The sequence below is a fragment of the Arthrobacter sp. 10N44_2 genome (genome assembly GCF_056394385.1).
This window is the reverse complement of record NZ_JBFTHT010000010.1, coordinates 149,830-161,663: the sequence shown is the minus strand read 5'-3', so window position 1 is coordinate 161,663 and position 11,834 is coordinate 149,830. Positions and strand designations below refer to the sequence as shown.

At 69.8% G+C, this 11,834-nt stretch carries 5 protein-coding genes; 1 reads left to right on the top strand and 4 read right to left on the bottom strand.

What is annotated here, in order from left to right; translation table 11 throughout:
- Window positions 1-568 precede the first annotated feature (568 nt).
- The 4 genes from AC1DBX_RS12725 to AC1DBX_RS12710 all read right to left on the bottom strand — a co-directional run bounded on the left by AC1DBX_RS12725 (window position 569) and on the right by AC1DBX_RS12710 (window position 11,208).
- Window positions 569-2,542 (bottom strand): serine/threonine-protein kinase, encoded by a 1,974-nt coding sequence (locus AC1DBX_RS12725; RefSeq protein WP_476931891.1) that lies wholly within the window; start codon window positions 2,540-2,542, stop codon window positions 569-571.
- 82 nt (window positions 2,543-2,624) lie between these two features.
- Window positions 2,625-6,944, bottom strand: a complete 4,320-nt coding sequence (locus AC1DBX_RS12720; protein WP_476931890.1) for an FtsK/SpoIIIE domain-containing protein — start codon at window positions 6,942-6,944, stop codon at window positions 2,625-2,627.
- A 62-nt stretch (window positions 6,945-7,006) separates the two neighbouring features.
- A complete protein-coding gene (locus AC1DBX_RS12715; RefSeq protein ID WP_476931889.1) occupies window positions 7,007-8,353 on the bottom strand; it encodes a type 1 periplasmic-binding domain-containing protein in 1,347 nt (448 codons plus the stop codon).
- Window positions 8,350-11,208: a hypothetical protein gene (locus AC1DBX_RS12710; protein ID WP_476931888.1), complete on the bottom strand. Its 2,859-nt coding sequence runs from the start codon at window positions 11,206-11,208 to the stop codon at window positions 8,350-8,352. The genes AC1DBX_RS12715 and AC1DBX_RS12710 overlap by 4 nt, the downstream gene beginning before the upstream one ends.
- Before the next feature lie 231 nt (window positions 11,209-11,439).
- On the opposite strand from AC1DBX_RS12710, the gene AC1DBX_RS12705 reads away from it, so the two are divergent.
- Window positions 11,440-11,721, top strand: coding sequence for a hypothetical protein (locus AC1DBX_RS12705; protein ID WP_028275663.1), 282 nt, complete (start codon window positions 11,440-11,442; stop codon window positions 11,719-11,721).
- Window positions 11,722-11,834 lie beyond the last annotated feature (113 nt).

The following is an 11,834-nucleotide window of genomic DNA, read 5'->3' as shown; positions in this document are numbered from 1 at the left end:
CACAAGGAACACTGGAGCATCCAGATGCGCACCGGCATACCCTGGTTCATCCCGCCACCCCACCTCGACCCAGCCCAGACACCCCGCCGGAACACCTACTTCCGCCTGGAGTGACCCCGTGGCCGCCGCGTGACAGACGCCCTGACGGCAGGGTGACCGCGTGGCTCGAACGGCAGCGGCCCGGACGGCCGGGTGGCCGGGTGACAGAAGCCCGGACGGAGGCGAGCCGTGCGCGTCGGACGTCAGCGGGCTGGCCGCCCCGGGCAGCGGCCCGGACGGCCGAGTGGCCGCGTGACAGAAGCTTGGACGGAGGCGAGCCATGCGGTTCGGACGGCGGCCGGGTGGCCGCGTGACAGAAGCTTGGACGGAGGCGAGCCGTGCGGTTCGGACGGCAGCGGGCTGGCCGCCCCGTGAACAGCGGCCCGGACGGACGGCGGGCTGGCCGCCCCGTGAACAGCGGACCGGACTGCCGGGCGGGCCGTGAGGCTCGCACGTCCAGGCCAAGGTCATGGCCGCGCGGGGGCCAACCCCGAGTCCTCAGTCCTGGGAGCCCCGGGAGCCCTCCGTCTTACGAGTTTTCCCGGGACGTGATACCAAAGCTCGGAGACTGCAGCTCGGTGAAGTTCCCGACGCTGGCACGCACGGTGCACTGGGGCGTGATCTGCAGGGCCGTCACGGTAAGCCCCGCGCTGTCCACCGCGAGCGCCCCGCCGCAGCCGTCGGAGAACCGTACTCCTTTCTCGCCGCCACTCACTGCGGCGAGCATCTGCGAGGGCTTGCCCGACGCGGGACTGACGTAGAGCGGGTTCAGCTCGTCGGCGCCGCCGGCCCAGACTGGCACGAGGGTGATCTTTAGCGGGCTGGGCGTCACGACGCGCGCCGGAGTACGCACCTCCACGCCCTTCAGGCGCTGGACGGTATAGGCGGTGCCCTTGACGGCAGGGTCCTGCGTCGCGGCCGTCGTCGCCTCGGACCCAGCCCGCAGCCATGCGTCGAGGGCCTGCTGGTCCGCGGGCGACACTGACACCTTGGCGGTGACCTGGGCTGCCCCTCCGGCCGGGACCTCCAACCCCGAGACCTTCCAGCCGCATTCGACGTCAAGGCCGGTGATCGAGGCCCGATTCCTGCTCACCGAAGCCCCGTCCCATGTGACCGCAGGGCACGCTTCCCCATCGGCCAGGCCCGGGATCACCTCAAGGAAATCACCGGACAACGGCGCCTTCTGCGCCGCGTACGCGACAGTCAAGCGGACCTGACCGGAGGACGGCTCATAGGAGGCCTCCCGCGAGATTGTCAGGCCGGTTGGCAGCGCCGCGTCCTGAAGTTGCTTGGACACCTGGCCTTCCGCGGTGGGCCGCATTTGCTGACCTGCAGGGGCGAGGACAACGAACCCCACGACCATCGCGACGACGAGCAGGGTGGCGGCGCCCGCGAGCAGTAACGCTTTGCGAGTGCGCCAGAACGGGGTGGAGACCTGTTCCTCGAGCCGGGCCTCCGCACGGGGCCGCACTTCGCGACGCGGGATTGGCCGGGCGATGGTGGCGCTGTCGGCCTCCCCGAGCTCGGGAGCCTTCCCGGCGTGGTCATCTGGCGAGCCTGACGCGAAGGCCGCGAGGTCCTCGTCCGTGAAGGCGCCCCGGACGACGGTGGCCGAGCGTTCGACGGCGTCGAAGTCCTCCGGGGCCTCGGTACGCGTGATCGGGCTGCTGCCGGCAAGGCGGGGTGCGAGACGCCGGAGCGTCGCCGCGGCCTCACTCGCCGTCGGGCGTTGGGCGGGGTCTTTGGACAGCAGCGAGTCGAGTACGTTCCATACCGCGTCGTCCACGGGGATCCGTGGCGGGCGCGAGGAAACATGTCGGTACGCGACGCTGAAGTCCGTCCCCGGCCCGGCAAAAGGAGTGCGCCCGGCGAGGAGCTCGTAGAGCAGGACACCCGTTGAGTACACATCGCCCGGCGGGCCGGACCGGCCCTGGCTGATGAGCTCGGGAGGCATGTAGTGCGGGGTGCCGATGAGACCGGTCGTCTGGCGGATCTTCTCGCCCACGACGTCGGAGATGCCGAAGTCGGAGACCCGTACGTCGCCCGCGCCGCACTCGGGCCAGGGGCGGGCGAGGAGAACGTTGTCCGGCTTAATGTCGCGATGGGTCACGCCTCGTGAGTGCGCGAAAGCCAGTGCGTCGAACACTTCGGCGGCGACGTTGAACGCGTCCAGAGGACGCAGCGGTCCCGCCTCCTTGAGCGCGTCGCGCAGCGAGCCTCCCGCGACGTAGTCCATGACGATGGCCAACCGCGCGCCCTCCACCACCATGTCGCGAACCGTGACGATGTGCGAGTCCTGCAGGCCAAGCAGGACGGATCGCTCGCGGACGAACCGCTCAACGAGCGAGGGATCGTCGGCGTGCTCCGGGCGCAGGACTTTGGCGGCAAGCGTCCGGCCGTCGGCAGAGGTGACGGTCCAGACCTCGCCGACGGCGCCGGAGCCCACCCGTTCGCCGAAGCGGTAGGACGCTCCCAGAGCCTGACCCGTCTGTGCGAATTTCATACCGTACTCCCCAACGCTATCGATCTGATTCTTCAAGGCCCCCGGCCGTCCACTCGTTCGTCGTATGCGCTCGTAGCCGGGCTCAGCCCTCGGCGCTCATCGACTGGATCAGTGCCAATTGCCCGCCGACGCCGATATATCCACGCCCCGCGCTCAGCGCCACGGGCGCCCTGCGCGGGAGTGCGGTGCCCAGCAGTTCGCCGTCGTAATCTACATCCGGTTGCAGCAGCACGCCCAGGCGGGATTTGCGGAGCGTCTTGGTCCAGTGACTGTACAGCCCGCGGAGATCCGTGGCCCGTCCGGCCGCGATGACGCACAGCCCCGGCTGCCCGGATGTCACAGCCCCCGCGATGGATTGATCGGTGTCCTCGAAGCGCTCTGCGTCGTCGATGAGCAGGAACACTGGGCCGCGCTCGAGGCGCAGGGAGGCCAGCAGGGCCGGCACTTCATCCGTGCCGACGGCCACGCGATCCAGATCGGCGAGGGCCAGGGGCGAGCGGCGATCGCAGATGCCCCACACCTGAGCCGGCCCGCGTGAGGTGGCCGCGCCACGCAGGGCTGCGGCCAGGGCCAGCAGCAGCGTGGACTTTCCCGACCGGGCAGGCCCGGCTACAAGCGCGTGCTCGCCCTCGTAGATTTCCAGGAAAGCCGGCGAGAGGTCAGCCTCCTTTATTCCTACCGGGATGAGCCAGGGCTCGGCCTCCAGCCGGGGTTCCACCCCTAGCTCCAGCATGGTGACGTTGGAGGGCAGGCGCCGGATCGCCGGGGTCTTCGCGGGTGCGTGTGCCCAGCTTTGCCGCGCGCGATCCACCGCAGCCTCGACCCCGATACCGGGCGTGGCCACATGCATCTGGAGCGAGGTGCGGGGATCCACGCAGCGCCCAGGAAGCGCAGCGGGGATTTCCTTGCCCCGGACGCCGAGCGAGGAGTAGTCGTAGTCGTCCGCCAGCCGGAAGAGCCACTTCTGCAGCGTCACCTCGTTCATGGCCGAGGGCACCGCCTTGGCGCGTGTGGTGGAGACCGCGAAGGACAGTCCCAGCGCCGGGCCGTCCGCGTACGCCCGATACAGCAGCGCCAGCAGCTGCTGCCCCTCGAAATCCTGGAACTCGTCCCGCAGTGAGGCCAGGCCGTCCAGCAGCACCACGGTGCGGCGGTGCCTGCCAGGCTCGGCGCGGCGGCTCTCGAGCTCCGTGTGCAGGTGCCGCAGGAAACGGGCCTGCTGCTCCTTGGCACCGGCCCCGGTTCCCACATACGCCACGGTGTGCGGCAGGCGTTCCAGGGCTTCGAGTTCACGGGAGCCCATGTCGAGGATCATCAGGTCCAGTTCGGCCGGATCGGCGTCCTTCGCCAGCGTCAGCGCGATCGAGGCCAGTGTGGTGCTCGTGCCGGAGCCGGCCACGCCCATGAGCATCAGGTTCCCCACGGACATGTCCCATCCCGCCGCGGACTGGCGCTGCAGCTCCGGCTCGTCGACGATTGCCACCTGGACCGTGGAGCCTCGGATGGCGCCCACCATCGGCAGCGGCCGGCGTGCGGGATCGGTGGGAGTGTCGGACGGTGCGGCTCGACGGCCGCCGTCCGGCTGAGGAAGGTAACCCTCCAGCTCCACACGCTCGCCCAGGGCCTCCGGCCAGACCTGCCGCGGCTGGGCGTACCCTGCCTCGGCGTTGGCTTCGACAACCGCGTCGATGAGCAGTTCGAGGTCGTTCTCGTCCACGCCCGCAGACCGTGGCGGCGCCGCCGCGGGCACGGGGACGCCGAACTGGCGTATCTCGCGCACGTCCACGGCGGGCCCGGCGCCGAGCTGCGCCCGTCCGGTCACGAGGGCTGTCTGCACGGGGGTGATGTCGTCCTGGCCCAGTTTCACGAATGCCCGGCCCATCTGAGCCCGGCCGATCGCCGAGGCGGCGGGCACACCGATGACGTTGTTGGAGTCGTCGCGGCTCTGCACCCGAAGGGCCACCCGAAGGTTGGTGTTCGCGAGGATGTCGTCGCTGACAACGCCCGCCGGGCGCTGCGTTGCCAGGATCATGTGCACACCAAGGGTGCGGCCCACTGCCCCCACGCTGACGAGAGCTTTGAGCACGTCCGGGAAGTCCTTGGCCAGCATGGCGAACTCGTCGATCACGAGCAGCAGCCGGGGCATGGGCTCGGCCGGGTTCGTGGCCAGGTAGGCGTTCAGGTTGTCGATGCCCTCGCCGGCCTCCGCGAAGACCCGCTGGCGGCGTTCCATCTCCGCCTCCAGGGCGCGGAGGGCCCGGTCGGCGAGCTGCTCGTCCAGATTGGAGATCGTGCCGATGGTGTGCGGAAGGCGTTCGCATGCCTTGAAGGCGGCCCCGCCTTTGAAGTCGACGAGGATAAAGTTCAGGCGCGTCGGATCGTTGCGTGCCGCGAGGCCGGCCACAAGCGAGCGGAGGAACTCGGACTTGCCGGAGCCGGTGGTGCCGCCCACCAGGCCGTGCGGGCCGTCCTTGACCAGGTCCAGGGTCAGGGTACCGTTCTCCCCTGTGCCGATCGGCGTGGAGACTCCGGTGGGAGCCTGCCACATGCGACGGATCGTGGTCGAGTCCGGGCGGTCGTAGCCGAGGAGCCCGGGCAGCCGCACAAGCGGGGGCAGCGAGGCCCCGGGCACGCTCAGCTCCGGATCGTCGAAGTGCGCCACGCGCATTGCGCAGCGAAGGGCCTCCTCCTGGTCCAGGCCCGCCAGGATGACGTCCTCCACGCGGGTCAGGTCCTCCGGCTGGTCCACAGTGGCCGCTGCGTCCGAACCGACCCTGATGATCGTGGTGCAGGAGGCCGGCAACTGTTCCTCCGAAGTCGCGATGACGATGCCCGCCACCCGGGACGGGCGCTGCTGCGGGCTCCCATGGGCCCCGGGCACGGAGCGGCCCGTGCCGAGCAGCGCGCGTGCCGGTGAGTCCCTGCCCTCCGTGAGGACCTCGGAGTCCAGGACCACCAGCATCGCTGGTGTGGGCAGCTCCTGCACAGCGTCCTTGAGCGTGCGCAGCATGGCCAGGCTCGCCTCGCGGTCCGCGGACATCCACCGCTCGCCCGTGCTGCTGCCGGCCTGGCGCGTGTGCGGCAGCCATGAAGCCCACTCCCACTCGTCAGCGCGTCCGGCGTCGCAGAAGACGCCGATGGTCAGGTCGGCTGGGCCGACGTGCACCGCGGCCTGGGCCAGGAGGGATCGCGCGAGCGCCAGAGTCCCCTCCCGCGGCCCGACGATACCCACCACACCGGCGTCGGTCAGGTCCACGAGCACGGGCGCGGCCTGAAGGCGCGCGGCCGCGAGGGAGTCCTTCACCTTCTCATCCAGCCGCGACCCGGCGGTGCGGTCCACCTCGGGCTTCCAGGGGACGTCACCTGTGCCGGCGTGCAGGGCCAGGAAGTCGTCCGCGTCGGCGCGGCGCTGCCACAAGGACGTGGCGGGGAGTGCGGGGCGCCGGACTACGGTCGCGGGATCGGGGATCATCCGATGGCGTCGTGCGGTCTCCGTCGCTGCGGCTTTGCGGATCTGCCGCTCGAATCCCTGGAGCGCCCCGGCGAAGCGCTCGTCCTCTTCTTTGAGGCCCCGGGCGTGACGGCGCTTTTGTTCGAACCACATGCCCACGGCCATGACCGGGCTGAGCATGGCGAACATCGCGAAGCGCAAGTCCCGCAGGATCAAGACCATCGCCGCCGCCATCACGAGGGGCGCGAGCACCGTGATGTAGCTGAATTTGCTGGCCGGCGGCACGTCCTTGCGGCCCGGCGGGACCAGGGGCTCGCCCGCCGGGGCCTGCCCGGGGCGGGGAGGCCGGTTGAAGGGCGCTGTCGCCGCCGGCGTGAGGTTGTGCAGGCTGCCAGGCGCCGGGGCGGGCGTCTCGTCCAGGGACCGGCGCAGGAGGAGCACCGCGCCGCCCGCCGTGATCGTGGCGGTTTCGGTCACCAGGATCCCGTCCTCCCCCACCGGCTCGCCATTGACGAGGGTGCCGTTCGTGGACCCGCCATCGAACACCCGCAGCCCGTCCTCCTCCCGGCGCAGGCGGCAGTGGTCCCATGACGCGCTTTCGGTAGGAAGGCTCAGATCGGCGTGAGGGGACCGGCCGATGAGCATCTCTCGCCCGTGCGGAACGTCAGTCACGCCGCCGGTGCTCTGGCCGCCAGCGAGCGTTACGCTCCAGCCGCGCACGCGCTGCGGAATCTGCCACGGCGCCCGCGAGATGCGGCTGCCCTCAAGGAAGATCAGCTCTGAGACGGGGGTGGAACCACGCACCTCGGCCTCGTTCGCGAACACCGCCTCATCGGGTGCCAGGCGCGGGCCACCGGCGGCCTCCACGAGGTCTGTCAGCGTCGTGACAGGCGCGGCGTGAGCCACGTCGCACTCAAAGCGACGCTCGTCCAGGTCGATCAGCACACGCACCGGGGCGCTCCTTCAGTGGTGGATGGTTCCCGCCCGCTCAGGGGCGAGCCGGGGGCAGGCGGTCAGGGGTTTGCCGGCGCCGGCACCCAGACGAGCCGCGGAGCGGCCTCATCCGGCGGGCGCAGGCCCAGGTCCTGAGGGGAAGCGTAGACCGGGATTGCCTCCGCGGTCAGCGCCGCGGAGCGCGAGAAATCCAGCGCCGGCCCGGCGAGGCCGTCTCCAGGACCGAAGGACATGGTGCGCAACGCCGAGCCGACCTTGGACGGCTCGCCGCTTCCAGCCGACGCGGCCGCCCGTACGAGGGCGACGACGGCGTCGTGGCTTCGTGAGTCCGCCGCCCATGCGTCGGCGGAAAACGCGGCATCGCCCGTCAGGTTCTTGACCTTCGGGTCGCCGGAGGCCAGGCGCACGGCGGACAGGAATGCGGACATCCCGCGCCCCTGGGCGTCCTGCTGGAGCGCCGTGGCATCGCCGCCGGCCGGGGCAACGCTGACCAGCTGCCCGGAGGCGGCGCCGTCGAGTTCGGCGAGCGTGGAGGCGAAGACCGGGGCGGTGGCGCCGTCCGGTATGACGACGGGGACGGACACGTCGCGGGCCTGCAGGGCCTGGACCAGCCGGGCCAGCCGCTGCGGGGTGGCGGCCGAGACAACCACGGCGTCCGCGGGCTCGGCGACCCTCGTGGACCCGGCGCCTGCTGGGGCGTCCTCGGCAGGAGGGCGCAGCTGGTCCCCTGTTCGGATGGCGGCCTCCTGGGCCAGGTCCGTCACCGCGTCGAAGCCATCGAGGTTCAGCGTCTGTGAGATCCCGACCGAGGCAGGGACCTCGCCGCCGTCCCCGACGAGCAGCACCCTGTTTTTGCCGTTCAGCGCGGTGCGAAGGGCGGCCGCGACGGATGCGCCCGACGGCCTCGTGGTCCAAGTGGTCTGCGCGGGGTCCGACGGTTCGGCGTAGGGCAGGATCGCCGGGAGGCCGAGCCCCTCGGCGGTCTTTGCCGCGGCCCGGGCCGGCGCACCCGTGGTCGCCACGACGACACCCGATGCTCCCTGTTCGGCGAGCGCGTGGACGGCAGCGCGGGCGCCATCCTCCGTGCCGCGGTCGTTCTGGGCTACGAGGGCGACGGTTGCGCCGCCCTTGGCAAAGCGCTGTGCGGCGACGATCGCGCCCTGTGCCGCCCGGTTGTACTCGGAGCCGGGCTCGCCGGACTGGCCCAGGGTGAGGACGACGCCGATGGAGAAGTCCTTCGGCAGGCCCTCGGCTTTTAGCGCAACGGGAACCGTCGCGGCTACCGGATCGGGCCGTGAGGCCTCCTTGGGACGGCTCAGCGCCACGGTCGTCAGGGCGATCGCAGCCGCGAGGACGACAGTGATGCCCGCGACGATCAGGGTCGTGAGCCCGGTGCGGGAGCTCATGCGGTGCCGCCGATCTTCAGTGTGTACAGGGTCTGCGACGTGGCGCCGGCCGGCACCTCGAGGTGGAACGGTGGCAGTTCGTCGACCGCGGTGAGTGAGGCCTTGAACTGCGCCTGGCGCAGGAGCAGCCCCGCCACGTCCCTGGAGCGGATATTGGCATAGCCCTCAGCGTTCTGCGATGCCAGTGCCAGCTGATAGTCAGCGGTGTCGGCTTTGGCGGCGCTTGTGGCCATGGAGCCGAGCAGGCCGGATCCGTTCACCGAGCGGTCGCCCAGGTCGAGCATCACCTTGGTGAGGCTTGAGGACAGGAGGGCGCTGGCGCCCTCGACGTCACGTGTTGAGCCGGACGTGCTGGAGGCGATGTTCGCGAGCGAGGACTGCGTGCCCTTGTCCAGGGACGCGGCCAGCGCGTCGCTCTGCCCGCGCAGTTCGTCCCGCTGCTTATTGACCGTGCCCTCGGCGTCGTTCACCACCTCGTCCGAGGTGGACTTCAAACCGGAGATGGAGCGGTTGAAGGCAGTGATCACGGCGTCGGAGCCCGCGTCGCCGATCTCGGCGACCCGGCGCACTTGCTCGTCCACGGTCTTGTAGACCTCGGCGGCGGTCTCGGCCGAGACCTCGCGCATGGACTTCTTGATCTTGTCGCCGAGCCCGTCCTGCTGCTCCTTGAGCTTCGCGAGCGTCGAGCCGACCCGGCCGGAGGAGTCGATCGCCTTACCAAGCGCGGCGTCCAGGGCAGCGAGTTCGCGCCTGTTGCTGTTGACGTCGCCCGTGGCGGCGCCGTCGAGAGCCTTCGTGGCTTCTTTGATGGCGTCCAGCTTGGCCTCGATGTCGTCGATCGTCGTCCCCAAAGTGGTGAACGCCTGGCCGATCTCCTCGTCCGGGGCGGTGGTGTCGGTGGCCGCCAGGACCGCGTCCCAGGCGGCCGTCTGGGCCTGGATCCGATCGTCCAGCGGGTCCTTGAACCCCAGCGGCGGGCGCAGTTCCTGCGCGGGGTTTCCGCTTTCATCCGTGGGCTCGCACGGTGCGGACGTCAGGTAGGAACGCAGCCGCTCCGCTTGCTCGGCGGACAGTCGGCCCTCGCGGGGCGAGGCGCCGTCGGCCATCTTGCACAACTCGTCGGCGAGCCGCTGCGTTTGCTGCGTCATCGAGCCGTTCAGCAGCGAGCGGTCACCCAACTCGCCCCGGGCGTCCTGCGCAGTCTTCTTGATGTCGCCCAGCTTCTGCCGCAGGCCGTCGATGCTGCCGCGGACCGCAGCGGCCGCGTCCCGGGTCGCGGCGACGGAGCCCCGGGCGGACTTGATCGCTTCTTCCACGTTTGCGAGGGCAGTGTTGTAGTCTTCCGTGGTCTCGGCGCCGTCGAGGACCGCAGCGAAATCGGCGCGCACCTTCTCCAGCGTGACGGCGGCAGCCTCCTGATCCTTGATCGCGCCCTCGACCATCTGCGGCTGCAGGTCCGCCACGAGCTCGTCGCCCTTCTTCACCAGGCCCAGCAACGCGCCGGTGACGGTCACGGCAGAGCCGTAAAGGGAGCATGTCATCGAGCCCTGCTCCGCGCATTCCTCCGCGGTGGGGTCCTCGGGGCCCATGGTGGCCTTGATGGCGCCCGCCACGATATCCCGGCAGCCCGCACTCACCTTCGCGTAGGCGTCGAGCTGCGAGGCCATGGTCTGGATGCTGGAATAGACCGTGGCCGCCTTCCCCGATTTGGGCACCTCCGCGGTGCAGCCGTCACCGTTGATGGGAGCCGTCGCGGGCACGGCCGAGGTGTCGCCCAGCATCGCGTCCACGGCGGCGACGGTCAGCTTCAGCTGGGACGCGGTGGTGGACTGCGTTGACTTCGTCGCGGCCTCCAGGTCCGCGCCGAGAGTCTTCAGTTGCTCCTTCAGGTCCACCATGGTTGCGGCCAGGGCCGTGGAGTTATCGCGCAGCTCGCCCGCGGTCTTCGCACCCAGGGTCTGAGAGGTCTCCTGCAGGTTCTGCCGGACCTCGGTGATGGTGGATCCGGCCTTGGTCAACACGGTGTTGACGTCCGAGACCAGCGAGATGGTGCGGCGTTGCAGCCCCATCTCGGAGCCCGTGCCGGAGGAGAACGCGCCGGCGAGCACGCCGTCCGCGCTGAGGTCGGTGTTGAGGCCCGGCTGGACCGCCACGTCGAAAGCAGGGACCTGAAAGTCCTTGACCTCAGCAACGAGGCGCAGCGTGGTGCTCGCACCCGAACGGGGTGGGGCCAGCACGGTGGCCCACTGCACTACGGTGGCACCGTCCTCGGTGCTGCTCAGGACGCCGTTGGTGCCTGTTCCGCCGTCCGCAGAGCCGGCGGTGACGTCGTCGGCCCGTACACCGGTGAGCTTCGTTGAGGCGGCGATAGTCAGCGGGGCGCCCACGAGGGCGGTATCGGAGCGGGTTTGGCCCGCGGCATCGTACTCGATGACCCGCGGCTTAACCGTGAGGTTCTCCAGAGTCAGGTCGATCTCGACCGGCCCGGTGTGGCCTTGAAGCTCGGTGAGGTCGGAGCCGGACTTGTCGCCGGCCCGGTACTGCAGGCTCACTCGCACCGGCAGTTCGCCCACCGCCTGGGCGGCGTCGTACTTCGTGTCCGCTGCGGAAGAGTCGCCGGCCGCGGACACAGAGATGGTGGTGCCTTCGATCGTCTCGACCCCGGCGGCCGGGGACATGCCCACGCGCACGCTCTGCAGGAGCTTGACCGGATTGGACACCGACTCCGGCTCGGGGGCCGGGCCGCACGACGTCGTCGCGATCAGCCCCAGGCCGGCAAGGAAGGCGCCCAGCGCCCGGCCGGGCGCGATGCGGCGCCCCGGGATGTGCTGGTGCGTGGTAGTCCGTCTGGACATGATCGTCCCCTCTTCCGTTCATGGTGCCTTCAGCATGATACGGGGTTTCACTCACGAATGGACTAATCGCGGTTTGCCTGTGTCATGCGCATGACTTGGGCGGTCATGTCCCGCCGTTCTAGTTTTTCTTTTTGTTGGATTTATTGACGTGTGTTGGTAGCGTCGGCACCGTCTGGTCGTCGGCGGTTACGTGTCCGGCGGAGAAGCGCTTGTCTCTTGGGAGGAATTTCTATGTCGCGTGTGTTGTCTACTGAGCAAGCGAAGGCTGCGATCGGGCAGGTGCAGTCGATCATTAACGGTGGTTTCACGGATCAGATCTCGGCGCTGGATGCGCAGGGACGAGTTTTGTCAGATCCGAATATTTGGGATGGTCCCCTGGCTGCGCAGTTCCGAGGTTCTACGTGGCCGGAGACGAAGGCTGCTTTGGACAAGGCCAAGGAGGAACTCGAGCAGTTGCGGGGGCAGCTGCAGAAGATTTCGCAGGACATCTTCTCTGCTGGCGGCGGCGCCTGAGCCTGTATGTGATTGCGTGAGGGCCAGGTAGTCGCGCCGCTCTGGTGAGCGGGCGGTTACCTGGCCGATGCACGTTTGGTGGTTTGTCTTTCTGTTTCAGTTCTTGTTCTGTG

What these genes read in the sequence shown, in the direction of transcription:
- AC1DBX_RS12725 (WP_476931891.1), bottom strand. Translation starts at nt 2,542, where the DNA reads ATGAAATTCGCACAGACGGGTCAGGCTCTGGGAGCGTCCTACCGCTTC.
- AC1DBX_RS12715 (WP_476931889.1), bottom strand. Translation starts at nt 8,353, where the DNA reads ATGAGCTCCCGCACCGGGCTCACGACCCTGATCGTCGCGGGCATCACT.
- AC1DBX_RS12710 (WP_476931888.1), bottom strand. Translation starts at nt 11,208, where the DNA reads ATGTCCAGACGGACTACCACGCACCAGCACATCCCGGGGCGCCGCATC.
- AC1DBX_RS12705 (WP_028275663.1), top strand. Translation starts at nt 11,440, where the DNA reads ATGTCGCGTGTGTTGTCTACTGAGCAAGCGAAGGCTGCGATCGGGCAG.